The sequence below is a fragment of the Fructobacillus evanidus genome, from assembly GCF_963580165.1.
Taxonomy (GTDB): domain Bacteria; phylum Bacillota; class Bacilli; order Lactobacillales; family Lactobacillaceae; genus Fructobacillus; species Fructobacillus evanidus.
The window spans coordinates 200006-223860 of the sequence record NZ_CAUZLM010000002.1; the positions used below are offsets into that span (position 1 = coordinate 200006).

Below are 23855 nucleotides of genomic sequence, written 5' to 3' on the forward strand. Positions count from 1 at the left end.
TTGAAAACTGTCTTTATCAACGGGTTAGGGCTGATTGGGGCCACCATGGCCAGGATCATCAAAGCCGCTAACCCGGCCACAACCATTATTGCTTTTGATCCAAAACAAGAAAATATCACCACGATGGTGGACGATGGCGTTGTTGCTTCGGCCGTCGACTTTGAAACGGGAGCCAAGCAGGCTGATTTAATCATCCTAGCCACACCCGTTTCCGGCATCTGCTCAAGCCTACGCCAGTTGGCCGAGCTTGATTTAAAATCAGGTGTCCTCGTGACCGACGTCGGCAGTAGCAAGGAAACCATCCTAGCTGCCGCTGAGCCGCTCATGAACCGTGGTGTTCAATTCCTAGGTGGCCACCCGATGGCTGGTTCCCACCTAACAGGAAGCAAGAATAGTCGGCTAGACCTCTTTGCTAATCATAGCTTCTTCTTGGTGAATGGGAACGCCAGCCCAGCCACCATCAAGGAATATCAGGCGCTCTTGGCTCCTGGTCAGTTACACTTTAGCTCTCTGACTGCCAAACAACACGACCAACTCGTTTCAGCCACTAGCCACCTGCCCCACATGGTTGCCTTTGCCTTGACCAACACCATCATCCCTGAAGTGGACGATATGGCCATCGACCCTGGCATTCCTTCTGGCGGTCTTCTAGACACCACGCGGATTGCCAAGGCCGACCCTGACATGTGGACCGCTATTTTCACGAGCGAACGCGCTGATTTATTAGCACAAATTGATCAATTTCAAAAGCAACTAACCCGGTTACGGACCGCCATCGCGGTGGATGACCAAGACAGTATTCATGATCAACTACAGGCCGCCAATGAGGCCCGCCTACGATTGGAGGAAAAGCGATGAGAATTACCTTAATTGGCTTTATGGGCTCCGGCAAAACCACGGTCGCAAAAGAACTCAGCCAACAGTTGGCCTTACCAAACAACGATCTCGATACCCTCATTGAGCAGGCTGCGAGCCTGACCATCCCCGCCTACTTCGAACAGTTCGGCGAGGCCCACTTTCGCCAACTTGAACAAAGGGTCTTAGCCGAGGCACTGAGCCTGGAAGGCATTCTTTCAACCGGTGGTGGCACCCCGGTTCAGGTCAGCAACCAGGACCTACTAAAAAATCAGGATGGCCCCGTCATCTTCTTGGATGCCAGCGACCAAACCATTACCACTCGCCTCTTGGCCGATGGGGTCGCTAGTCGCCCACTCTTTCAGCAACTGGGGATGGACGGCCTGCTAGAGCTCAAGCAGACGCGCCAACCAATTTACGAAAAAATTGCCAGTGAAATCATTACCGTCGATGGCAAACAACCGGCTGAAATTGCCGAAGAAATTATTCATACAATCAACGTCAGCATTTAGGAGGATTGACGATGGCTACTATTCATACCTTAGGACCAAAAACAACCGACAGCTATAAGGCCGCAAAGCACCTGCAAGATGAGGACCCTGACTATCGGGGCCTCACGATTACCCTGCATGAAAACTTTGAGGACGTCTACCAGCACTTAACTGATTTTACCGGTGATTATTTTTTGGTCCCAACCGCCTACCAATCGGACAATGGCGACAGTTGGACAAGAAATAACTACCGCTACCTCAATCATCTGACGATTCAGACGACCTTCGCTTTGCCAACCATGCCGATGTTGTTAACGGAAAACCAAGCGTTGAAAAACAAAAAAGCCATCCTCCATCCGGCAACGATGGAGCTGATTCAGCAATACATGATTGATAGCCACCAAAACCTTGCCGTCGACTTCGTGCCCAGCAAACCCTTGGCACAGACAGCCTTCGAGGAAGGTGGCTACCAATATGCCATCTTCAGTAAGCAATCCTTCCTCCCCCACGATTCATTGACCATCATCAAGGAATACCACCCCGAGATGGTCTGGTGTCTTTATCAAATCAAATAAAAAAATCAGCATCCACTCATACAAAAAGACCGACTTTCCAGTCGGTCTTTTGTTTACGATTTTATTTGGCAGCGGAATGTTTTCTTTGGGACTGATTTTTGAAATAAAAATAAACCAACCAAAGAACCATAAAGACAGTAAAGTACACCAGCATATCCCAAGTTCCCGTCACCACGTTACTCATCGAGCGAGCATCGCGTTCGGTCTCAATCCGAATTCCTAGCGCGGTTTCTGTCACTCCGCTTTGGGAAATATTAAACATTGCAACAAAGAAATCCATCAACAGCAGTCCCATAAAAATGAGTCCGCCCTTCGTCACTGGCCATAAATATTTTTGCATTCTAATCACCTCATTGCTATTAAATTTGGCTTTCGCTTGCCACCATTATAAGCAATTCGGTTTGCAAAATTTATTCCCATTTGGCATAAATTTACGGGTCTCAGTGTTATAAAATTAAGGGTTTATTTCAAGTTTTAATAGCGCTGTAGAATTAAGAATTTATTTCAACCTTTGTCGTCACTCAATTCCATTCACTATTTAGTCGATTAGGCCTTCTTTTCGGCTACCAAAGCAAAAAAATCTTGGAAAAGCTTTTCCTGATTTTCATAATCCGACCAGAAGGTTTCCGGGTGCCACTGGACACCATAGACGGCCAAATCAGGATTTTCAATTGCCTCAATCACGCCATCATTGGCCCGCGCCGTGACCTTGAACCCATCCGCAACCTTTTTCACTGCTTGATGGTGCTTGGAGTTCACGAAGGGGTGAGTCCCCTGAGATTTGGCCACAAAACTTCCTTCCTCCACATTGACGAAATGAGTTGGAAAAGCTGAATCCGGCACCTGTTCGTGACGAATTGCTTCTTGCTCATATTGTGAGGACAAATCCTGGTAAAGCGTTCCACCAAAGGCAACATTAATGATTTGAATTCCACGGCAAATTCCCAAAACAGGTTTGTTTTGCCGCACACTTTCTTCAATGACCGCTTTTTCAAAATCATCGCGTGGCACATACGTTACGCCAATGTGCTGGTGCGGGTCTTCACCATAAAGGTGGGGTGAAACATCCGGCCCACCCGGAATGATAATAGCATCCACCATCCCAACCATCTCTTTCGCCATTTCTGGCTTGGCAATCGGTAAAATCATCGGAACCACGTCGTGTTTAACCAAAACGTCCACTAGGCGTTTTTGAACGTAATCGGCTAACTTCAATCGGCTCGGGGCCGTTTGTTGCATATTTGCATCTGCTGTAATACCAATTTTCATCAATCCGTCCTCTTTTCAAGTAAAATAAGTAATTTTGATTATAGACCAGTTGGGTAAAAAAGGAAAATGTTGTCAAAAAAAGACTAGCAATTACGCTAGCCTTTTCTACTAATCAGCCCAATAAGTGTTAATCAACGATCCCGTACTGTTAGCACAAGTTTGAATACCAAGGGCATGTTGTCCGGACATCGAGGCAACAGTGCTATATGAATTCAATCGATCCATATTCGATAAAATTTGGGTAATATGCAGCGTCCGACCATTTAAAACAATCGGTGAACCAACTGTTAATGACTTCAAAGAAATCCCTGCCTGACTAGCTGCTTCGGCCAAATAATAGTTTGGCAATTGTGTCCATTGAAAAACATATGATGTCCAAGACGGCGTCTTTTCACCATTGATTCCTGAAAAAGCTTGAATGTCAAAGTGCTGACCAGCAAAATTCATGCCATCTGTTCGGCTTGTCGCTGACACTTGACTCACACTACTTGTCGTGGATTGCACATCTTGACTGGTGTTTTGTACCGAAGATGTGACACTACTACTTTGATTAGATTCGCTTGCTTGTTTCTCAGTTTGATCAGTACTGCTTAACTGGCTAGCATCATCTTTGTCCTGATTGCTACTACTGTGAACAGCTACAACCGTTTTTTGATTCTTCGCAGCTTTTTTTCTTTTTTTACCGAACTAGTAGCATGAACTTTTTCAACATGACTACTAGTATTATCTGCCTTAGCATAGGCAGTGAATCCTATCAATACAAAGGCGGTAACCGTAAGTTCCAATAGAACACGGAATTTTCGTATCTTAAAAATCTGACGCATTAACTTTTTAACCCCTAAACATAAAAAAAATAAATCAACGAAAATTAGTATATCATCGATATTGTGATAAAACTTTCAATAATCTAAGATGTCTTGAAAGCGCAAGTAGGCTGCAATTTAAGGATTAGTTTGGTGTCGTTTCATCACTAAAAGTTAATATAATTACAAGATAGAGGCATTGTTTCAGAATTTTTCTCAACAAAAAAACGACCTTTCGGTCGTCTTAAAAAAGCTATTTATCGCTTATCTTTAAATAAAATTTGATTAGTTCAATTATCTACCTAGCTTTTACAACCAAAATTCTTTAAATAAATCATAGTGTCTCTTATTTATAGGTAATAAGGTGTGAAACCCCATTAATCTGACATACATCTAAAGCGAGCGGATAGATGGGTGTTGCAGTGAACTCGGAAGAAACCCCATTAATCTGACATACATCTAAAGCGACGTGAGGCAATTGCTGAACCGACTGGAAGGAAGAAACCCCATTAATCTGACATACATCTAAAGCCTACCGCTCAATAGTTACAAGACACATACTAAGTAAAAAGTACAAAATCTTGATCAATATAGCTTGTTTTAAATGTTTCATCATTAATGACGCTCTCCCTGCTTAAGTTCAGAGATATAAGATTAATGCCTTCAGCTAAAAGGCATTGATGGAGTTGATTTAATTCTGACATATCACAATACAAAGATAAGTTTGTTAATAGCAAATATCGCTCTTCATTTAACATCCCCATCGTGTGTACTATATCTTCTATTTTATCAAATATCGTATTCACATTGCTTTTTTCAACAGTAATATTTTGTGATTTTATAATTTTTTCTAAGTTCCATTCGCTTTCAATTCTGAATGGCAAATTACTATCAATAATTTCTTCAGCCAGAAGTGATTGCAACTCCAAACTTAAAAGATAAGCTCTATCACGTCGCTCATCTGATATTGCTGTTTCCAAAATAGTCGGAATAAATTTACTATAATAGTTCCTAATATCACCACCTCCGACCGGATCACCCAGAAACATCCCTACTTTATTCAATGCCTTCGGTTGATGATTTTCACTGTAAACAATCTTGTCTCCTACTCCAACTCTGATGGCTTGAATAACACGGTTATACAGCTGAGCATCGGCAAGGGTGATTAAATTCAATCCTTCATTTATTTGAACCGTTCCAACGCCTTCAATATTCAATTGTCCAATAGTCATATCACAATCACCTTATCGTCTCTATTTTTAATATCATTTTTTGGTTCTCCAACAAGAAAATGAATACTTGCGTATTGTTTTTCAGTCACCTGCAAAGTTTGAATTAATCCATCCTTTGGCACAAAAGCCTTAATTCGCTTTTCCAATAAATTCGCCGCTTTCTGGTTAGTAACTACGCGAACATAAATGCTTTCTTGCATCATTAAAAATCCTTCACTCAACAAAGCTTTTCGGAATTGACGATATGCCCTTTGCTCTATTGATGTTTCCACTGGTAAATCAAACATTACAATCAATCGCATAATTCGATACCTCATAAAACAAACTCCATTTCAGGCAGTAATTTTGTTTCAGAACTTAAATACTTTAAACATGCTAATACGTGCTGCTGAATTGCTTGTGCCAGTTCAACTTTCTTTCCGTTATAGTTGATTGTTTCGTTCAAGACATTAATCAAATTTAGCTTCAAATCAAGTGATAACGATAAATTTTGCTGTCTTAATACAACCCGATCGATATAGGGGCGAAACGGTTCCATTAAATCAGATGCTAAATTAAAAGCATTGCTTCCGCTTTGATGATGGACACCTAGCTGGGTTAAATACCCGGCCGCGACAATTTCACGACTCACAGCTGATAATAAAATTGAATAACCATAGTTTAAGTGAGCATTGATTAACAGTTCTTCATTAGACCTTTTGAATTCCTTACCGTACATTCTTGGAAAATACTGCCTGGCAGCTTGGCCTTCAATATTTTCTGGATCCCCTGACTTCACTTTGGCAGATAACTCCTGTAGTTTCAAAAATTCAACTTGTACGTCTTTTGGTAATGCCTGATGCTGATTTATAATTTTAGTCGAGATTATTTTTTGCCATAATTGTTTTTTCAGATCATCCGTCCACGAAATTTGTTTTTGCAAATTAGTATTTTGGTGAACATTTTCATGGTACCCACCATATTCACCAACAGGCATCCCCTTTTCATCACAGGTAATGATTTTCACGTGTTTCTTATTCAATTCGTTAATAGCATACGATGTAATCACCGATCTCGTGTTGCCCAATATTAATACTCGAATATCATCAATTGGGATTTGAAAAGATTCATGTTTCGTTTGAACGTTAATATCGTTCATTTTAAAATTGATCTTTGCATGTTCATTAATTAATACTGTTCGCCAAGCCATTTTTTCTCCCCTTTCACGTTCCGATGTGATACAATTAATTTGTGGTTAGCTACCACGTGAAAAATTTGTTTAGCTAACAAATTTTTCAAGGAAGAACCCATTAATCTGACATACAGGGTTAAAGTAACGCAAGGGCTTATGCCCGAGCTTCATGATCTGAAAAGATGGCCTTATGGCCTTTTTTATTTGTCTTTATTTAACAAAAGGCACCGCTTATTGAATAGCGGTGCCTTTTACTTTACTTATAGTAAATCCGAAATTTTAACTCTTTTTTCGAAAATACCTGTTGTAGATTGGTAAATAATTTCGGTAGTATCTGACAATTTAATCCCACCACGTTGTCGATAATCTTTCCAATCTGCTGATTTCTTATCAATCATTTTAACAGGCTTCTGTTGCGCCGCGTCTAATTGCAGGGCTTTTAAAATCACCATTAAAATATCAAATTTATTTTCTACAGCAATAAATTTATCTCTAATATTAACTAACTTTTTTAAATCTAATTCGTAAAACGGGAATCGTTTTAGAATTGCAGGACTAGTCAAAATATCAAAACCTTTAATCAGGTCCTCATCCGAGGAATCCTTGTTTAACTGACTTATTAAATCAGCTTCTTCCGTCGGTAACCATAATTGTTTTGCATTATGATAAAACTCATATGAAGTTAAATATATTAAGTTCCCATCATTGTTTACCAACTGTCCGATTGCTAATTTATTTATCAAAATCTTTTCAAACTTTTTAACCTCTGGACGTTGTTGCACATATTCTGACAACTCAATTTGTCCAGATTTAATTTTTTCAGCTGCCGAGATAGTAACCTTCACTAACTGATTTTTCCCATTAGCTCGGACCAATGTCATATAAGCAGAATAAGGGTAAGTATAGCCACCATATAGCGATACATCTTGGCGCTGCTTATTAGTTCCAATTAACTTAGCTTTAGGATCAACTGCATAAATGGTTTCTTTATTTAATGCGCCATTATCTTTGCCATTGCGACGGGTAGTCAAAATGTTCTTAAAGTTCATGACATGGCGAAGATATTGTGTATCATCTTCCGACCAGTTTTCATTTCCTTTAGCCATTGTTCCGACGACAAATCCGAAAGGCTTTAAACGTCTTACCTGGCTACTTGAACTTGATTGACGCAATTCTTTCAGGTACGTATTAGTATAGTAATCAAACTCATTATAAACGTTCGCACCATCACGGTCCGGATAACGGGCCTGCATATACTGACCGGCTGCAGTAATTAACAAGGCATCAAAAGCATGATGGAATGAATTGATTTCACGATGCTTTTTAACCGCTACCAAACGACGCATGTCGGCAGTTATTTCAGAACGAATTGCGACTGCCTTTGTTTGATCAAACTCGCTTTCAATTAATGAGGCAACGTTTTTAATAATTTGACGAGTTTCCACCAACTGACGAGCAATAAAGCCTGTTTTCTGCCCTTCAGAGTAGTCACCGCCCTTTGTCAAACGGTCATACTTCTTTTGTGAAATAAAGCCAGCGTTTTTCAAGTTTTTCCATAAGCCTCCGGCTGCTAACTGTACTTCTGTTGTATAAGTGGCAGAATCTGATTTTCGTGCATTTTCAGGACGAGATACCAAAACCCGGTTATCAATCGAATCATCCTTGGTATAAGCTTGAGGAATAATATGGTCAATATCATAATCTGTTGATAACTTATCGATATTAATTGGTTGACCAGTATACATATCCTTCCCTTGTTGGAGGAAATACAAGTAAAGCCGATCACCAATGCGTTCACTTTGAAGACCGTTCTTTTGGTTCTCCAATTCTGCCTTTAGTGCTTTTACATCATCCGACAAAGTTTTTGATTTATACAAATCCTTCAATCGGTTGTATCGAGAATTTGTCCGAACTGAATTTTGTGTTTCCTTAGCAAATTCCAAATAAACGCGATTAGGTTCCTCTCCCATCGCCTTTTGAATATCAAAAAGAACGTTGAAAGCTTGTTTGATACCTCGCTTATTGGCGGGAGCTGTAGTCAACGCATCGATCCTATCCTGAATATTATCTGCCGTTTCAGCCGTATTTTGTTCTTGAATCCATTGCTGAACACCAAACTTATTATCGGTGATAATCGACATGAAATTCTTAGATGTTGTCTGTAACTTATCCAGAATAGAAACCTTGTGTGAACCTTCCTGAATAATTGGTGTCGATAACAATTTATCCGATAGATTTCCCCAACCAGTGTAGTGTGTCTTAGCCAGCTTTTGAACTTGATCATCGGACAAATCTAATTTTTGTAATTCACGTTCCGCAATTTTTGCATCCTCAAAGACTGTCTGGATTTTAATGACATTTTCCAACAATTCTTGATTTGATGGGTTTTCCATAAATTCTGCATCAAAAGTTTTACTTAAATCAATATAACTGGACAGGTTGCTATTAAACTTTGTTTTGTCAGCCAAACCAACAATTTGAATCTCGCCCATTCCTTGAGAAAGATAATAATCCTTAATAGCTTTTTCGGATACAGTTTTTTTAGATTTAAATAGATCCTGAATTAATACATGCTTTGTCTTGTCATCAATTTTATGACCATTAATTTTTACATTATTCAATTCATTCAAGACCGTAAAAAGCTGATACTTCAGGGAATTTTTGGGCAGTGTTGGCTCACCAATTAAATAAGTATCCGTTCCGGTCAAACGATCAATAAAGTCCTGAGCTGCTTGATCGCGATTGAAAACTTGATCAAAGTTCCATGGAGTTACTTCACTTTTTTCATAACCCTCATTGCGCTTTACCCAATGATTTGTGGCATCTCCACCGGTCTTTTCAACATCGGCCACCGTAACCATTGGACCAACATAGTAAGGTACTCGAAATTTAACTAGCTCAACTAATTTATTAATTGTTTCACCAGCTTTATTTGTAAACGTATCGAGCAGAAATGGATAATACTTCCCTTGATTTTCGATGATTTTTTCTAATTCTGCAAGATGAAGCTGGTATGGAATCACCGAATTTGCCTTTGTGCGCTGTTTTGGCAAAAAGTCATGACTTTCAATTCGTTGTTGAATTTCAACCAATACATCATCTGCCAAATCAGCATTTTCTAATAGGGCTTTCATTCCCTTATCAGTATCATCTTTCAAAAATGCTGTATAAATTTTGGAAAAATCTTGATGAGAAAGGCCTTGCTTTTTAGCAATTTCCTTAACCAATGTCCGATCTTTAGTATGTTGCTTATACCGTTTAACCATCGCTGCTGAAACTGATGGTTGATCATCTAATAAATTCATCAGTGTGAAGCCATCGAATGCTTGTCGAATAGCGTTAAACAATTCCATTTCATCATCATCTAACGCATCTACAATAACCTGACTTTGTTCATCAAAGTTTTCACTATCAAGCTTTAATTTCCATGCTTTGAGCTCATCGCCACTAAGTTCACGATTAAAGACTTTTGTAAAATCAATGGTATTGCCAACAATTCCTGCTAATATTTCCTGAATCGCTTTTTTATCTTCCTTCGTATCAAATGAAAAATCTGATAATAAACGCTCTGCTTTTGCTTTTTTTGACAAACCAAAACCAGCTTGACCAACCAAGACGTCTGCCATTTTCTGTGCGTCATTCAACGACCAGATAAAACCCTTCGCTTCTGCATAATTTTGAATGGCTTGCTGAAATTCTAGGGGATTATAGCTATCCCCAATTGTCATTTTAGACTGTGAGTTCAGAAAATGACCCCGATACTTAACAATATGATGCATCGCTAAATAAATCTCTCGCAAATCAAACTTACGATCCTCAGTCATCAATTTTAAGCGCAAATGATAAATTGTTTGAAATTTTTCATGAAAATTTTGAGTTTCCTGTTGAGTCGGAAAAAGATAGCCACCGTAATAATGAGCCTTATTTACTTCGTCCTTTGGGTGAACGTATGAATATTTTAAACGGGCAAAAAAGTTTTCATCAATCATTCCGATTTTATCAGAAAAAATATTTTCTAATAGTCGCAAGCGCCACTTACGGCGTGATAATCGACGACGAGTCGTTCGGTTTATTCGCCGATCAGCTGCAGGCTGAGCTGAATCAAAAAGGCGTACGCCAATTAAGTTTTTACCTTTAGCTCGAGCTAATTTCCCTTCATCCGTCAAAACTGCCCAGCCAACTGATCCGGTTCCGATATCAAGTCCTACATTGTAACCCATTGCTTTCTCCTGTAACTTTTAGCTAAATAATATTTTCACATTCACTATTGCTTCTATTTTACATTATTTTTTTCTAATTTATATCATTGAATACATCTTTTCATGTTCATCTAATTTAAATTAAAAAATTTATCAACAAAAAAACGACCTTTCGGTCGTCCTTTATCAAAGTCATATTTAAATTATTTTGAATCGCTTTGTTCCGCCTCATCGCTAATATCGCGACGACCAAAACCTGTATCCGGCCGTTCGTCAACAACCCGACGCTTACCACTACGGACAATGTAAACGATCACTGCCGCGATAATCAATGAAAAGATCCAGTGATGTAGGAAGAAACTCAACACTAACAAAATACCAACTAAAATTAAAAAGTATGAAAATACATTTAAAGTGAACCGGAAGAGTGAAACAATCCCCCAAATCACTAATATTAAGCCAAATAATAAGAACACGTTTTATACCTCGTTCAATATACTAATCGTAACTTTATTGTAACGTGAATAGATTAAGCGGGGATATAATAACACCGTTATCGCACCTGGCTCACCAAGTAATCCTGGTAGGCCTGTCGATTTTGCTTCACGCATTTCTTCAACAATTTTTCAAAGTAATCGGCTGGACTTGTTCCAATCACGGGGTTTTCCCGCCGGCTTAAAGTCGTATGAACAAAATCACCATCATCAAAATCTAAAAAGTTTGCTGCAATAGTCTTGGTGTCTTTAGTCTCTTCTACGACCTTGTAGTGCTCGATTTCATCAAAGTTCTCAAAAAAGTAAAGGTTGCCGTCAGCATCAGCATGGTCCAAATCGTAAAACAGATACTCCGTCTTCACGTCGATAAAGAGGCCGTCACCAAGGTTTAAAGCATTTTCATCCTCGAATTGCTTCTTTAGATAGTCATGAACCTCTTTTGGTGTATGAACATCAAAATCAAAAGAATCATCAGCCATTTGGTTTTGTTCAGCCAACGCTTGGTTAACCTCATGGTGTAACACTGCCCGAAGAACTCGACGGCGTTGCGCTAAATGGTGTCCCTTCACAATTGCAGTCAAAAGAAGCAAACCAATAATAGTCAATGAAACCAAGAAAAACATTCTAACTCTCCCAAACAATCAAAAATCAGGACCTTTATAGACCTGATGTTCAACTGGACCTAATAGATTTGTGCCGGCTATTTTAAACAAGGCCGGTAACTAACTCCATTAGTTTAACTCTCTTGTTGTCAGTTTGTCTATCATTCTGATAACAATTTATTGAACTTATGTTCGCCCATCAAAATAAAGCGCACGTCAATTAGTCACTCGTCCCCGCAATTCCTGGCTGATCATCACTCTGGAGAGAACTAACATCCGGATGCAGAGATGAAACTTGTTGCGCTAAAATGCCTTCAAAATAGTCGGCTGGGCTAGTCCCCAAAACATCATTGGTAGCCTTACTTAATTCAATATCAGCAAAGTTGTACCGGCCCATATCCGTAAAATGAACGCCAATCACCTTAGTTTCCGCCGTTTCTTCTCGAATCTTGTATTCCTGCACGGCAGAAAAATTTTCTAGCAAGTATTTCCGTCCCCGCTCCTCGGCATCACCTAAATCAAGAAACATTTGTTCATTTTTTGTATCAATAAACAGACCATCCCCCAGGTTTAACGGATGATTTTCTTGAAAATTTTGCCAAGCTTGGTCACGCCGTTCAGCCGGTGTCAGTTCAACTGACTGAGTAATGGCAATTGGTTCCATTGGGGTTTCATCATGCGCAGTGTCGATTACTGTTGGGCTAATTTCTGCAGTATGATCATCACCTACCTGCTCCACATCAGCTTCATCATCTGAGTGCCGCGAACCATAGATCCAGCCAAAAATCAGAATCGCCGCAATTACCAGAACAGTCAATAAAATTCCCGTCTTGTGATCCAAAACAAAGTTCAAAATGTTCAGGGCAATATAAAGCAAAATCAGATATGGCAGCATTTCGATAATTTTCATCGAAAGCCAAAAAGAAAACCAAATGCCAATCAGCACAATTGCAATCAAACCAATAATAACCATCGTTATGCCTTCTCTCTAAAAACTGTTATTTGATGGCCAGCAGTCTGCCAACAGTAACATTTACTCCTGATTTTAACGCTAATGATTCTAATTAATCTATTACACTTTGTTTTCATTTTGCCAAATAAAAAACAATGCCCGTCTTGGACATTGCCAAATTTGTTCAAATTAGTTCATTGTCAAACCGCCGTCAACCGTCACGTTTTGTGCCGTCAGTCCCCGACCCTGATCACTACCGAGAAAGAGGACAGCCTTGGCAACATCACTTGGTTCCGTCACTTTTCGCAACGGCGTTGTTTGCTTGATGTAGTCGAACACTTCCGGTGTTGTGACCGCACTAGCATCCGTTGTCTGCAAAAGACCACCCGAAACCATATTGACGTTGATGCCAAATTCGCCCAATTCAACTGCCAAATTGCGGGTAAAACCAATCATGGCAGCCTTGGCCGTGGTGTATTCATGGTAAGCCACAACGGGATTTTGGAATAAATTAGTCCCGATATTAACCACTTGACCAGCTTTTTGCGCCATCATTTGTGGTAAAGCACTTTGCGTCACATTAAAGGCTCCCTTCAATGTACCATCGATTTGCTCCTGATAAGAATCCCAAGTCAAATCCTTAAAGAGCTTCTGTGCCACGGGATCAAATTTAAAATTGATGAGGGCGTTGTTCACAACCGTGTCAAGTGAACCAAATTTAGCAACGGCTTGTTGCACCATTTGATCAACCTCGGCCCGATTCCGGACATCAGCTTGAATAGCCATAGCGCGGTCCTGTCCAATTTCTGCTACCAATTCTTCGGCCTTCTCTTGACTGTGATAATAATTAATCACCACTTGGAATCCATCTTTCGCGAAAGTGCGTGAAATTTCTGCTCCCAGGCCTCGGCTACTTCCCGTAATCAAAACTGTTTTCGACATTCCTCTACCTTTCCTTTTAGAAAGGCATCTCAGTGACTGACCTTATGCCGTTTGCTGCAAATAAAAAGGTGCTTTCTAGATAGAAAGCACCACTAAAAAATCATTAGCAATGACACTTTCCTCCGCTAGTACTAACTAGTTCAGGTTCAAAGGGTTCTTCTCAGTCAAATCGACGCCCCTAGCGTTGCTTATATTTTACCATATGAAATCAGCCATCAACCATATTTTAGACTGATTTTAAAATCAAACATTTAACGGCTTAATAATGACTGATATGCCAGCCCAAATCCTTTAAATTTCATAAAAAATCAGCTCTCATCATTGAAAAATGAATCGCTTTACTTACAATGGGGATAGAGAGTTGATTGAAAGAACGGAGGGGAACCTATGAAAACAAAAGTCATTAGTGCGAGCACCTCTAGAGGCTTTGAACAAAATTTAAATGCCGCTATCAGCAATCTAGAAGCCCAAGACTACGAAGTGCTGTCGATTTCACCTTGGTCACTCACCTATCGCGCCATTATTCTATATAAGTAATCTGATTTTGTATGAAAGGAAAATAACCTGATGAACGATAAAAACAAAGAAAACGAAGATCAACAACCACGAGACACGCTCTACACACGCCCATGGTTCATTATTATCGGCATCATTGCCGTGCTGAGCATGGTTGGGTACGTTGCCCTGCTAGGCTAAATTACTACTAATACCAAATCAGTATTGAATTGGCCTGCTTTAACAACATCAAATAAAAAATAAAGCCCACCGTTCAATAACGCTGGGTTTTATTAGTAGTGTCAGTCAGTTATCTTCCTTGAAAAAGTAACTCTTAGTTAGCGTAACGACCATTAATAAATGTTAATTCATTGCTATGGTTGTTTGATCCATAAGCTTTTACAAGCGCAATCACAAAATCAACAAAGGGCCAAATGCCCAAAGTAATCCATGAACCGATGAAAAGCTTGAACAAACCTAAACCGATTTGTCCCCGAATAAAGCGATCAACACCAAAGCCACCAACCAAAAAGTTGCAAACCCAAACAAAAACATGCTTGTTCACAGTGTTAATTTTTGCATTGCCGTCATATACAGTATCCATATATTTTTTCTCCTTATGTTTCAAGTAATCTGATTGAGAATATCCAACTACAATTCTATCATTTATTTTACTTTATTTACAGAGAGGATGTCGTTTTGAATACGATGTTTTCATAAATCAGCCACACAGCATAACGGGAAATAGACATAAGAAAAGCCCCAGAATATTATCAACATTCTGAGGCTCAAATTAAGATGAATAACAACTACTTATTTTTAGCAGCTTGGCCATCTTTTAACAAGAAAAATGCTAGGACGGCGGCAACCGTCAAAATAGACGCCGAAACCAACATCACACTGTTCATTCCTGCGTAAAATGCTTGCGAAGTCGCATGCCGAAGATCACTCACAATAGCCATTGGCGCTTTTATATCTTGTGAGATTATGCCATGACTTGAAAAAGGTCCTTCTGCCAATAACTGATTTTTGATCTTTTCAATGCTTGCTAAGTGGACATCAAGCGAATTGAAGAAGGTATGCAGATGACTGTCATATGCCTTACTCTGAGACAATCCTAGGATTACGACCCCAAATGATGTTCCTAACTGCATAAAGACATTGACTAAGCCAGACACCATGCCAATTTCATCCGGTTTTGCATCCGCTAGTGCTGCATTATTCAATAATGGATTGACAAGCCCGTTTGATACTCCCAGCAAAATCAATGGCAAAATCAGTTCCTGATATGAAAGCTGAGTTGTCATGGCATTAGCAAAGAGTAGTAGACCGACAGCACCCACTAATAAATTAATCGCAATGGTCCGACGATTTGAAAACTTGTTAGTTAAGTAGCCGGCAACTGGCCCTAAAATCAAACTCCAAATCGTCATCGGTACCTGACGTAACCCGGTTTCAAAGGCTGCATATGACAGCGCATTTTCCATCATTGATGTGATGAAAATTTGCATCGCATAAACGCCTGATCCCAAGGCAAAGGCAACAATAATAGAACCAACAAAATTTTTATTTTTGAACAGAGATAAAGCCATCATCGGCTTTTCGATTCTAGATTCAACGATGATAAATAGTACTAACAGCACAACAGCCGCCATTAACCAAAAGGCAATCTGTGGATTAAGCCACGATAATTGGGCGTGATTTTCCTTTTGGATTAACCCATAAACAGCAGAAAAAATGGCTGTCGATGATAAGATCATTCCCCAAAAATCAATTTTCTGACCTTCACCATACTTAGGCGTCTCCTTTGTTGTGAAATAAACTAAAATTCCCGCCAATATACCAATTGGAATGTTCACATAAAAGATTGATGGCCAGCCAAACGATTCTGATAAAATACCACCAATTAAAGGACCTGAAACGGTTGAAATGCCCATCACCGATCCTAAAATACCTAAGGCCATCCCCCGTTCTTTTCCATCAAACAAGGAAGCAACCAATGCTAGCGCTAAACTCATTAAGCCTGCGCCACCAAATGCTTGAATCACTCGACCAATATTTAAAATCAGTAGTGATGGTGCTAAGCCATTAATGGCTGAAGCCAACACGAAAATCACCATACTAATTAAATAGATTCGTTTACGGCCATACATATCACCTAATTTTGCAACAATCAAGATGACCACCGCATAAGAAATTGTATAGGCACTAATCACCCATTGAACGTTGCTAAAGTTGGTCTGAAAACTTTCAGCCATAATTGGCAAAGCAACATTCACAATGGTTACGTCTAACAAACTCATAAAGACACCCAAGGATAGGGCAAATAATGCCCACCATTTCCTTGAATTACTTTTTACTGTATTACTCATTTTGTAATTCCTTTCCGATACAAGTAACAAGTAATCAGAACGGCTAATGTCATTAACAATGAATCACTTCATGATGATTTGTTGAATAAATCTTATTATTAGAGCAGCCCAACTACTCCAATTCGTATTCACGTAATCATTTTCGAAAGTAAATTTTTTGCGGCCTTTTCACTTTCATATTGCTTTAACAAATGAATCCGACGGCTAATTTATTAAAAATCAACCGAACAAGTTTCATCTCCTGATTGCTTTTATCGAAATGAAAGCAAAAAAAAAGATGATTTCTGAATGTGTTTCTAGCATTCGCTAAAAACAGCTCATTCAACAAATCATACATAAGCTAAAGCCTTTTTCTGATTACGTCAATAAATAAGATTTATCGACTAGATTTATAGTTTAACGAAAAAAGTGTCATTTGACAAGTTTTTTAAAATTTATTTGAGTGAGAATGTAAAAACTAAGTAGCTCACTAAATTTATTTTTCTCAATCACTCTCATAGTTAGTCAAGTTGGCTGGACACGAAATGTAAAATATGTTTTACTATCTTTGTAAAATACTTTTTACATAAATGGAGCATAAGATGGAAAATCACATTCACAATCGACGAAAAGCACTAAAACTATCACAAGATGAATTAGCCCAGCTCACCCATGTTACTCGGCAAACAATCAATGCCATTGAAAACAACAAGTACGACCCTTCATTAGAACTTGCCTTTAATTTAGCCGCAATTTTACAGACGACGGTGCAAGAATTATTCATTCACGAACAGACGCAGGAGAAAGAAAATGACTAAGACGCAAAAGATTATTCGCTTTACCTTTTTGATTAACCTTATCTGGCACACAATTTTAGTGGCAGGATTACTTGGTACTTTCTTGCAGTGGTCACAAGCCTATTTACTTCTGTTACTTGCTCTTATCATTTCAGCCTACCCAAGCCTATATTTACCAAAAAAATATGGTATAAAGGTGACTAATCAGTATGATCCTTTTTATTTCATTGAAGATGAACGGGAAAAGAACATTGCTTTCAAGGTCCACAGCAAAATCTTTGTTTCCTATTATCTGATTATCGGATTCGGTTTTGGAGTCCTCGCCAACGTCTTCTCGGACAGCGTTACTTCAGAATTTAAAATCTTTTTGGCGACCGCTTGGTGCACATTAGCACTCTTTTTACCAAACATCCAATACTATTTTCTTTGGAATCGTTACGATCAATAAGAACCGAAAAGGTCCACCGACTGTCACCAAAAGAAAAACATTTATAGCCTCAGAAAAAATGAATAAAAACGATGGACAAGAATTAATAGCATTACGATACAATAAGAAAAACTAAAAAATCCCACTATGGGGCTTGTCCGCTTCAAAAACTTATTTTAAATTTTAAAGGAGAAAAACATGTTCGCAATTATTGGATTAGCACTCGTATTTATTGGTATTATTATTCTTATTTTTGGTAGCATTGCACCTCTATTAAGGCTTTACTTCGGCGACAGAAGTGTAATTTCCCAACTTATCTGGGGCTCTTTGATTTTTATTTTAGGCGCTATTATCCTGCTTATAAATGCTATCTATATAAGCTAAATCATTACTGGCTCTTTTTTAACCTCAATAAGAAATAAAACTTTTTATATCAAGTTTTATGCCAAATCCATTATGCACAAAAAATAGCCAAATCGCATGGTTGAGCGACTTTAATAAGTGATGACGGTCTGTGGCAACACTACAATCGATAAGAGATAGAAAAAAGACATCCCTTCGGAATGCCTTTTTTCTTCGTTATAGCCCCAGAGGGAGTCGAACCCTCGATTCCGCGCTGAGAACGCGACGTCTTAACCACTTGACCATGGGGCCATGGTCAACAATACTTAAATAGTTTACTAGATTATTGACTACTAGTCAATTAGTTTTTTTGTTCTTTCTAATTAAGTTAACTATTATAAATGCTGACAGAAAGAATAATCATTCCTTCTAGTTGTTTATAAGTCTAGCCGGCATGTCAGCCCGCACGCAATACCCATTTTAACCATCTTCAACGCTCGCCTTCATCAGGTTCGAACCCAGAGACAAACTGTGAGATAATGAGGGTATTCGAGCAAATGATGAATTCTGATTTTTTTGCGCTAACTAATAAATAGCTGTCCCTCAAGCGGCGGACAAACATCATTAGTCAACACAAGCATCAAACTCTCTTCATCCATTTGACTCATGTATGTTAGGAGCATATCATGATTACCATTTCCCACCTATCAAAAGCATTCGGCAGCCACCAAGCCGTTTCCGACCTCTCCTTTACCCTCCAACCAGGTGAAGTTCTCGGACTAATCGGACAAAATGGTGCCGGCAAAACCACGACTTTTCGGATGATTTTGGACTTTATCCAGGCAGATGATGGCACCATTGCCTGGGATAACCACCCAATCGACGACAATTTACGTAGGAAAATAGGCTTCTTACCCGAAGAACGTGGTCTCTATCAAAAGCAGACAGTTGAAGAACAGGTCGTCTACCTGGCCCAACTTCACGGTATGGAGAAGAAGGCCGCTAAGGCTGCCCTTAGAGACTGGATGGACCGCTTACAAGTCGTCGGCGAGCCCAGTGACTTGGTTCAGTCCCTATCAAAGGGGAATGCCCAGAAAATTCAAATGATTATGGCGCTGATTTTTGAGCCAGAATTTATCATCCTTGATGAGCCCTTCTCAGGCTTAGATCCCGTCAATGCTGCCATTTTTATGGACGAAATTAAGCGTCTCAAAGCCCGCGGTGCCATGATTATTTTTTCATCGCATAATATGGACAACGTTAGCCAAATCTCGGATCAATTACTGATGCTCAAAAAAGGTCGAACCGTCCTTCAGGGGCCCGTTCAGGCCATTCGTGAGTCCTTTGGCCGGACCCGCCTCTATGTTGAGGCCCCTCATTTGACGAAATCAGACTACCTGGCGATGGCCGGGGTCATTCACGCCGAGCCCAAAGATAGCGGCTATATGCTGACACTTGCCTATGAAGCAGCTGGACGACAAATTTTTGAGGCGGTAACCAGCAATGGCTACATCCCCGCCTTCTCACAACAGCCACCAACCCTGGCCGAAATCTTTAAAACGGAGGTCAGCACCAATGACTAATCCCACACTCCTAGTTGCCAAGCATACTTATCTCACCCGCCTCAAGAAAAAATCTTTCTGGTGGTTAATAATTTCACCGATTCTTTTAATCGCTGCTGCAGCCCTCCTTGGCTTTGGTATTAGTTACTTCTCAAACGACCAACCAGCAAAGGTAGCTATCATCGGTCCCAGTACCAGTCGTGAAGCCATTAGCCAATCGGCCAGCAAGATGAACATCAAGGTCTCATCAATCACCGATGAACAATCCGCTCAATCGGCCTTGAAAAAGCAGACAATCGATGGCATCCTGACCCTAAATGATGGTCAAGGCACATTAGTCACCCAGCAAAAAGCACCAAAAATTGATAAGGATCAATTACAAGCGGTCCTCAGTAAACTTTTCTTGACCACACAAGCTGAAAATTATGGTCTGACTGAAAGACAAACTGCAGCATTGATGACCCCCTTTAGTCTCAAAACAACGGTCCAAAACCAATCCAATAATCAACAGAACACCGATAATAACCAGGATGCAAAGGCAGCCATCTCGGTTGCTGTCACGATTATCGTCTTGCTGATTGTTTCGACCTATTCTTCCTTAATCGGTAATGAAATTGCTAACGAGAAGTCATCACGAATTATGGAAACCCTGCTAGCGGCTTCATCAGCCCAGGCGCAATACTTTGGCAAACTCCTTGGTATTACCGGTCTCTTGGTTACCCAGCTGCTTTCCTATGTCGTGCTCGGGGTAGGAGCGAACCTTTTTGGTCAACAAATTACGGTGGTGAAACAGGCGCTTTCCTACCTAACCGCCCTGACCCCGGCTTTTCTGATTTACACGTTGGTATACATCATCGTAGCCACTGGCCTTTACCTAATTTTGGCAGCCATTGCGGCTTCGTTAGTCAACGACAACTCGCAGGTTTCTCAGGCCATGGTTCCCGTGACCACCCTGGCCATGATTCCCTACGTTGTTGGACTAGCATCCGCCTCAAACGGTGGCAATAACGTCGTCGTTCGAATTTTTGCTTACATCCCCTTCATGTCGCAATCAACGATGCCCAGCCTCCTCGCCAACCAATACGTTAACTGGTGGCAGGCTCTTCTGTCACTGACCATTTCGCTAATTGCCCTCGTGGCCCTGGCTCAATACGGACAAAAGCTCTACGCTAAGAACGTTTTGTCATACTCGGATGAAAATATCTTAAAGCAACTCTTAGCCTCCTTTAAACGCTCTTAAGCGGTCAAATTAGCTTCACCGCCCCCCAGTAACAGCGCACACAAAAAGCGACCCAAGTAATCAAATTGATTACTTCGGGTCGCTTTTAATTTGCCATCAGACCGGAGTCAAACGACACTAATATTGTTACTTAAACCAAGCGTTGACTTGTGACTTGTGCGAGCTAATCCAGTCATCGGCAGCCTTTGTAGGCGTCTTACCGTTTTGGATATCAAGCATCACTGTCTGCATGTCTTCCTTCGTCCAGTGGAACTTCTTCATCACCTTATAGACATCAGGGTTCGTTTGCTTCAAATTCTTACGAACAACAGTATTAATTGATTCTTGTGAGCCCATCGTTCCCTTTGGATCAGCTAAGTACTTCAACTTATACTTGTTGAACATCCAGTGTGGTGACCAACCAGTCAAGACGATTGGCTGCTTAGCCTTGTAGGCCTTATCCAAGGCTGAAACCATGGCACCAGATGATGACGCCTGCAAGTTCCAACCAGAAAGGTTACCGTAAGAATCAATCGTCTTTTGTGCGGCAGCCATAACACCGGCACCAGGTTCAATACCCGTGATGGTCTTGTTGGCCTGATTTGTCAAATCAGCAATTGAGTTGACATTCATATAGTCTGGTACAACCAAACCTAACTTAACACCAGTCAAATTAGGGCCAAGCAAATCAACATCATTCTTATACTTAGCGTACAAAGCCTTGTGCGTATTTGGCAACCAAGCTGAGACAGTGGCATCGGTTTGCTTGTTAGCAACTGACTGCCAGTTCACAGCGTTATCAAGTGGCGTAATCGTCACATCATAACCGTGCTGACGCATTGCTTCAGCCAAGACGTTCGTTGAGGCAACTTCAGAATCCCATTCAACATAACCAATGTTAACTTTCTTTCCTGAGGCTTGGTGAGCAGTGATGCTGCCGGCAATTCCAGCAATAGCAATCACTGCCAGCATTGCCCAAGTAGCTAATTTACGCCACTTTGGCAACTTAGGTGCGGAAACGGGTTCCGTGTTCATTCGTTGCACAAAACGGTCAATGATAATGGCCAAGATAACCAAGGCGATTCCATTAACGAATCCTGAACCAACATCAGCGTGTTGGACGGCTGACAAGACACCACGACCAAGTCCTGGTGCACCAATCATCGAAGCCGTCACAACCATTGACAAGGCCAACATAATGGTTTGCTTAGCACCGGCAATAATGGTGTTCTTTGCATTTGGCAATTCCAACTTGAACAACTTTTGCCAAGTCGTTGCCCCGAATGAGTCAGCAGCTTCGACCAAATCAGTTGGCACCTGTTGCAAACCAAGATAAGTAAAGTTCACTACTGGTGGCAAGGCGAAGATGACAGAGGCGAAGGCCCCAGGTACAACTCCGATACCAAAGAAGGCAACGGCCGGAATCAAATAGACAAAGGCTGGCATGGTCTGCATGAAGTCCAAAATGGGCTTAATCACCATGTAGGCTTTTGGCGACTTGGCCGTCCAAATTCCCATTGGAATTCCGATAACCAAAGAAACGACCGAGGCCATTAAGACCAGTGTCAGGGTCTGCATCAAATCAGACCACAATCCTTGGTTAGCAACCAAAGCCAAACCAAGCAAAATAAAGAGTGGTTGACCATATTTCTTAGGCGTCAATAACCATGAGATCAACGCCAAGGCGATGATAAAAATTGGCATTGGAATCGCTGTTAAGAAATTCGTAATGCCATCCATCGTGGATGAACCACCATTTTGAATGGCGGTAAAGAACCCAGACAGATTCTTTGTCAACCAGTTAACTCCATCGGTTACCCAGGAATCGAGTGGGAGTTTGGCAACTGATAATAAATTAATCATTATTGTCTCCTTCCGTTTGGGCTAACGCTTCAATGACGGCACCACGAATGATAATGCCGTGGAGCTTCTGATTTTCATCAACAACAGCCACAGGTGTGTGGGCATCATAAATGATTGGTAAAATATCCGAAACAACCGTGTCGGGCGTTACCGTTGGCATGGCCGTAATCGCTTCACGCAAAGTCGTCTTTTCGCGACGAGCAGCTACTGCCGCATCAGAAGTGACATACCCAACAAATTTACGATTGCTATCGACAGCAACCATACCAGAAACTTCCTCTTCCGACATGCGGTGCAAGGCAACGTTTGGCCCATCAGTATCGGCGTTAACCGTCAATCCAGGAATCATGATTGATTCCGCATTCAAAACCTTTGAACGATCAACATCTTCAACGAAGCTTTCAACATAATCGTTAGCTGGATTAGTCAAAATTTCTTCTCCAGTACCGATTTGTTGCAACTGACCATCCTTCATGATGGCAATCCGGTCACCCAAACGCAAAGCTTCGTTCAGGTCGTGGGTGATGAAAATAATGGTTTTCTTCACTGTTGCCTGCAAGTCCAAAAGTTCGTCTTGCATTTCGTGTCGAACCAATGGATCCAAGGCAGAGAAAGCCTCATCCATCAAGAGAATGTCGGGGTCATTCGTTAATGCCCGTGACAAACCAACTCGTTGCTGCATCCCTCCAGAAAGCTGTGAAGGATACTGGTCCTTAAAGGACAAAAGTTTTGAGTTTTCCAAGGCCTTTTCGGCACGTTCGCGCCGTTCTGCTGCTGGCACACCTTGGATTTCCAAACCAAATTCTGTGTTTTCCAGAATGGTCCGGTGTGGGAATAAAGCGAAATTCTGGAAGACCATCGACATTTTCTTCCGACGAATATCCAGCATTTCTTTCTTGTTGTAATGAGTAATGTTTTTCCCATCCAAAAAGATTTCCCCACTGGTTGGCTCAATCAGCCGGTTCAGCAAACGAATTAACGTTGATTTCCCGGAACCTGAAAGCCCCATGATGACGAATATTTCGCCCTCATTTACATCAAGGTTAATGTCGTAAACACCAACCGTTGAGCCAGTCTTTTCAAAGATTTCGTTCTTAGATTTATTTTCTTCAACCATCTTCAAAGCGGCCTTTTGGCGCTTTCCAAAGATTTTGGTTAAATGCTTAATCTGAACTTTTGGCATAAACCCTCCTATGAGTTGACTATCCTGCTCA

Annotated in this window: 25 protein-coding genes, 1 tRNA gene and 1 riboswitch; of the genes, 10 read left to right on the forward strand and 16 right to left on the reverse strand. The window is 40.6% G+C overall.

The genetic code is table 11. The features are described 5' to 3' along the window. Genes AABI08_RS02330 through AABI08_RS02340 form a run of 3 tightly spaced genes read left to right on the forward strand, consistent with a single transcriptional unit; the run spans position 1 to position 1921 of the window. Complete coding sequence (locus AABI08_RS02330) at positions 1-858, forward strand: prephenate dehydrogenase (RefSeq protein ID WP_338343479.1); 858 nt, start codon at positions 1-3, stop codon at positions 856-858. Next, the gene (locus AABI08_RS02335) at positions 855-1367 is read left to right on the forward strand and encodes a shikimate kinase (protein ID WP_338343480.1); all 513 of its coding nucleotides are present in this window, start codon (positions 855-857) and stop codon (positions 1365-1367) included. Before AABI08_RS02330 ends, AABI08_RS02335 begins: the two co-directional genes overlap by 4 nt. Positions 1368-1378: 11 nt before the next feature. Then, complete coding sequence (locus tag AABI08_RS02340; protein ID WP_338343481.1) at positions 1379-1921, forward strand: hypothetical protein; 543 nt, start codon at positions 1379-1381, stop codon at positions 1919-1921. A 61-nt stretch (positions 1922-1982) separates the two neighbouring features. Here the strand turns inward: AABI08_RS02340 and AABI08_RS02345 are convergent, their stop codons facing one another. From AABI08_RS02345 to AABI08_RS02395, 11 genes are all read right to left on the reverse strand, one after another. Further along, on the reverse strand, positions 1983-2261 hold the full coding sequence (locus AABI08_RS02345) for a hypothetical protein (RefSeq protein WP_338343482.1): 279 nt from the start codon (positions 2259-2261) through the stop codon (positions 1983-1985). Between the two features lie 206 nt (positions 2262-2467). Then, positions 2468-3190 carry a gamma-glutamyl-gamma-aminobutyrate hydrolase family protein gene (locus AABI08_RS02350; RefSeq protein ID WP_338343483.1) on the reverse strand — a complete coding sequence of 241 codons (723 nt, stop codon included), beginning with the start codon at positions 3188-3190 and terminating at the stop codon, positions 2468-2470. Positions 3191-3298: 108 nt separating this feature from the next. Then, positions 3299-3673 (reverse strand): hypothetical protein, encoded by a 375-nt coding sequence (locus AABI08_RS02355; protein WP_338343484.1) that lies wholly within the window; start codon positions 3671-3673, stop codon positions 3299-3301. Positions 3674-4553: 880 nt separating this feature from the next. Then, positions 4554-5225, reverse strand: a complete 672-nt coding sequence (csn2, locus tag AABI08_RS02360; RefSeq protein WP_338343485.1) for a type II-A CRISPR-associated protein Csn2 — start codon at positions 5223-5225, stop codon at positions 4554-4556. Continuing rightward, on the reverse strand, positions 5222-5527 hold the full coding sequence (gene cas2, locus AABI08_RS02365; RefSeq protein WP_338343486.1) for a CRISPR-associated endonuclease Cas2: 306 nt from the start codon (positions 5525-5527) through the stop codon (positions 5222-5224). The genes csn2 and cas2 overlap by 4 nt, the downstream gene beginning before the upstream one ends. Positions 5528-5538: 11 nt before the next feature. Next, positions 5539-6414, reverse strand: coding sequence for a type II CRISPR-associated endonuclease Cas1 (gene cas1, locus AABI08_RS02370; RefSeq protein ID WP_338343487.1), 876 nt, complete (start codon positions 6412-6414; stop codon positions 5539-5541). A gap of 242 nt (positions 6415-6656) precedes the next feature. Beyond that, a complete protein-coding gene (cas9, locus tag AABI08_RS02375) occupies positions 6657-10616 on the reverse strand; it encodes a type II CRISPR RNA-guided endonuclease Cas9 (protein WP_338343488.1) in 3960 nt (1319 codons plus the stop codon). Positions 10617-10798: 182 nt separating this feature from the next. Next, on the reverse strand, positions 10799-11071 hold the full coding sequence (locus tag AABI08_RS02380; protein WP_338344166.1) for a hypothetical protein: 273 nt from the start codon (positions 11069-11071) through the stop codon (positions 10799-10801). Between the two features lie 77 nt (positions 11072-11148). Beyond that, complete coding sequence (locus AABI08_RS02385; protein WP_338344168.1) at positions 11149-11712, reverse strand: hypothetical protein; 564 nt, start codon at positions 11710-11712, stop codon at positions 11149-11151. A gap of 199 nt (positions 11713-11911) precedes the next feature. Beyond that, on the reverse strand, positions 11912-12664 hold the full coding sequence (locus AABI08_RS02390) for a hypothetical protein (protein ID WP_338343491.1): 753 nt from the start codon (positions 12662-12664) through the stop codon (positions 11912-11914). A 168-nt stretch (positions 12665-12832) separates the two neighbouring features. Next, positions 12833-13585: a 3-oxoacyl-ACP reductase gene (locus AABI08_RS02395; protein ID WP_338344170.1), complete on the reverse strand. Its 753-nt coding sequence runs from the start codon at positions 13583-13585 to the stop codon at positions 12833-12835. Positions 13586-13685: 100 nt separating this feature from the next. Beyond that, a riboswitch (TPP riboswitch) is annotated at positions 13686-13775 on the reverse strand. Positions 13776-13972: 197 nt separating this feature from the next. Here AABI08_RS02395 and AABI08_RS02400 point away from each other — a divergent pair. Together AABI08_RS02400 and AABI08_RS02405 are read left to right on the forward strand one after the other, a co-directional pair. Beyond that, positions 13973-14122, forward strand: coding sequence for a hypothetical protein (locus tag AABI08_RS02400; protein ID WP_338343493.1), 150 nt, complete (start codon positions 13973-13975; stop codon positions 14120-14122). 30 nt (positions 14123-14152) lie between these two features. Next, positions 14153-14281 (forward strand): hypothetical protein, encoded by a 129-nt coding sequence (locus AABI08_RS02405; protein WP_255360197.1) that lies wholly within the window; start codon positions 14153-14155, stop codon positions 14279-14281. A 133-nt stretch (positions 14282-14414) separates the two neighbouring features. Here AABI08_RS02405 and AABI08_RS02410 read toward each other — a convergent pair whose 3' ends face one another. Next, the gene (locus AABI08_RS02410; protein WP_338343494.1) at positions 14415-14684 is read right to left on the reverse strand and encodes an NINE protein; all 270 of its coding nucleotides are present in this window, start codon (positions 14682-14684) and stop codon (positions 14415-14417) included. Positions 14685-14889: 205 nt separating this feature from the next. Next, a complete protein-coding gene (locus tag AABI08_RS02415; RefSeq protein WP_338343495.1) occupies positions 14890-16452 on the reverse strand; it encodes an MFS transporter in 1563 nt (520 codons plus the stop codon). Positions 16453-17033: 581 nt separating this feature from the next. Here AABI08_RS02415 and AABI08_RS02420 point away from each other — a divergent pair. The 3 genes from AABI08_RS02420 to AABI08_RS02430 all read left to right on the forward strand — a co-directional run bounded on the left by AABI08_RS02420 (position 17034) and on the right by AABI08_RS02430 (position 18039). After that, positions 17034-17249, forward strand: a complete 216-nt coding sequence (locus AABI08_RS02420; protein ID WP_338343496.1) for a helix-turn-helix transcriptional regulator — start codon at positions 17034-17036, stop codon at positions 17247-17249. Further along, the gene (locus AABI08_RS02425; RefSeq protein WP_338343497.1) at positions 17242-17676 is read left to right on the forward strand and encodes a hypothetical protein; all 435 of its coding nucleotides are present in this window, start codon (positions 17242-17244) and stop codon (positions 17674-17676) included. Before AABI08_RS02420 ends, AABI08_RS02425 begins: the two co-directional genes overlap by 8 nt. 177 nt (positions 17677-17853) lie before the next feature. Then, the gene (locus AABI08_RS02430) at positions 17854-18039 is read left to right on the forward strand and encodes a hypothetical protein (protein WP_338343498.1); all 186 of its coding nucleotides are present in this window, start codon (positions 17854-17856) and stop codon (positions 18037-18039) included. Positions 18040-18237: 198 nt separating this feature from the next. On the opposite strand, the gene AABI08_RS02435 is transcribed toward AABI08_RS02430, so the two are convergent. Then, positions 18238-18309: transfer RNA gene (locus tag AABI08_RS02435), tRNA-Glu, on the reverse strand. 374 nt (positions 18310-18683) lie between these two features. Between AABI08_RS02435 and AABI08_RS02440 the strand changes: the two genes are divergently transcribed. Beyond that, positions 18684-19580, forward strand: coding sequence for an ABC transporter ATP-binding protein (locus AABI08_RS02440; RefSeq protein ID WP_338343499.1), 897 nt, complete (start codon positions 18684-18686; stop codon positions 19578-19580). Beyond that, positions 19573-20799, forward strand: a complete 1227-nt coding sequence (locus AABI08_RS02445) for an ABC transporter permease (RefSeq protein ID WP_338343500.1) — start codon at positions 19573-19575, stop codon at positions 20797-20799. The genes AABI08_RS02440 and AABI08_RS02445 overlap by 8 nt, the downstream gene beginning before the upstream one ends. A gap of 126 nt (positions 20800-20925) precedes the next feature. On the opposite strand, the gene AABI08_RS02450 is transcribed toward AABI08_RS02445, so the two are convergent. Continuing rightward, positions 20926-22641 carry an ABC transporter permease/substrate binding protein gene (locus AABI08_RS02450; RefSeq protein ID WP_338343501.1) on the reverse strand — a complete coding sequence of 572 codons (1716 nt, stop codon included), beginning with the start codon at positions 22639-22641 and terminating at the stop codon, positions 20926-20928. Beyond that, a complete protein-coding gene (locus AABI08_RS02455) occupies positions 22634-23824 on the reverse strand; it encodes a quaternary amine ABC transporter ATP-binding protein (RefSeq protein WP_338343502.1) in 1191 nt (396 codons plus the stop codon). Before AABI08_RS02455 ends, AABI08_RS02450 begins: the two co-directional genes overlap by 8 nt. Positions 23825-23855 lie beyond the last annotated feature (31 nt).

Bases quoted from the DNA above. Each gene is read 5' to 3' on its own strand.
- AABI08_RS02450 (WP_338343501.1), bottom strand. From the start codon at position 22,641: ATGATTAATTTATTATCAGTTGCCAAACTCCCACTCGATTCCTGGGTA.
- AABI08_RS02350 (WP_338343483.1), bottom strand. From the start codon at position 3,190: ATGAAAATTGGTATTACAGCAGATGCAAATATGCAACAAACGGCCCCG.
- AABI08_RS02430 (WP_338343498.1), top strand. From the start codon at position 17,854: ATGTTCGCAATTATTGGATTAGCACTCGTATTTATTGGTATTATTATT.
- AABI08_RS02405 (WP_255360197.1), top strand. From the start codon at position 14,153: ATGAACGATAAAAACAAAGAAAACGAAGATCAACAACCACGAGACACG.
- AABI08_RS02340 (WP_338343481.1), top strand. From the start codon at position 1,379: ATGGCTACTATTCATACCTTAGGACCAAAAACAACCGACAGCTATAAG.
- AABI08_RS02440 (WP_338343499.1), top strand. From the start codon at position 18,684: ATGATTACCATTTCCCACCTATCAAAAGCATTCGGCAGCCACCAAGCC.
- AABI08_RS02400 (WP_338343493.1), top strand. From the start codon at position 13,973: ATGAAAACAAAAGTCATTAGTGCGAGCACCTCTAGAGGCTTTGAACAA.
- cas9 (WP_338343488.1), bottom strand. From the start codon at position 10,616: ATGGGTTACAATGTAGGACTTGATATCGGAACCGGATCAGTTGGCTGG.
- AABI08_RS02425 (WP_338343497.1), top strand. From the start codon at position 17,242: ATGACTAAGACGCAAAAGATTATTCGCTTTACCTTTTTGATTAACCTT.
- cas2 (WP_338343486.1), bottom strand. From the start codon at position 5,527: ATGCGATTGATTGTAATGTTTGATTTACCAGTGGAAACATCAATAGAG.
- AABI08_RS02335 (WP_338343480.1), top strand. From the start codon at position 855: ATGAGAATTACCTTAATTGGCTTTATGGGCTCCGGCAAAACCACGGTC.
- AABI08_RS02455 (WP_338343502.1), bottom strand. From the start codon at position 23,824: ATGCCAAAAGTTCAGATTAAGCATTTAACCAAAATCTTTGGAAAGCGC.
- cas1 (WP_338343487.1), bottom strand. From the start codon at position 6,414: ATGGCTTGGCGAACAGTATTAATTAATGAACATGCAAAGATCAATTTT.
- AABI08_RS02410 (WP_338343494.1), bottom strand. From the start codon at position 14,684: ATGGATACTGTATATGACGGCAATGCAAAAATTAACACTGTGAACAAG.
- AABI08_RS02415 (WP_338343495.1), bottom strand. From the start codon at position 16,452: ATGAGTAATACAGTAAAAAGTAATTCAAGGAAATGGTGGGCATTATTT.
- AABI08_RS02385 (WP_338344168.1), bottom strand. From the start codon at position 11,712: ATGTTTTTCTTGGTTTCATTGACTATTATTGGTTTGCTTCTTTTGACT.
- AABI08_RS02395 (WP_338344170.1), bottom strand. From the start codon at position 13,585: ATGTCGAAAACAGTTTTGATTACGGGAAGTAGCCGAGGCCTGGGAGCA.
- AABI08_RS02390 (WP_338343491.1), bottom strand. From the start codon at position 12,664: ATGGTTATTATTGGTTTGATTGCAATTGTGCTGATTGGCATTTGGTTT.
- AABI08_RS02445 (WP_338343500.1), top strand. From the start codon at position 19,573: ATGACTAATCCCACACTCCTAGTTGCCAAGCATACTTATCTCACCCGC.
- csn2 (WP_338343485.1), bottom strand. From the start codon at position 5,225: ATGACTATTGGACAATTGAATATTGAAGGCGTTGGAACGGTTCAAATA.
- AABI08_RS02420 (WP_338343496.1), top strand. From the start codon at position 17,034: ATGGAAAATCACATTCACAATCGACGAAAAGCACTAAAACTATCACAA.
- AABI08_RS02345 (WP_338343482.1), bottom strand. From the start codon at position 2,261: ATGCAAAAATATTTATGGCCAGTGACGAAGGGCGGACTCATTTTTATG.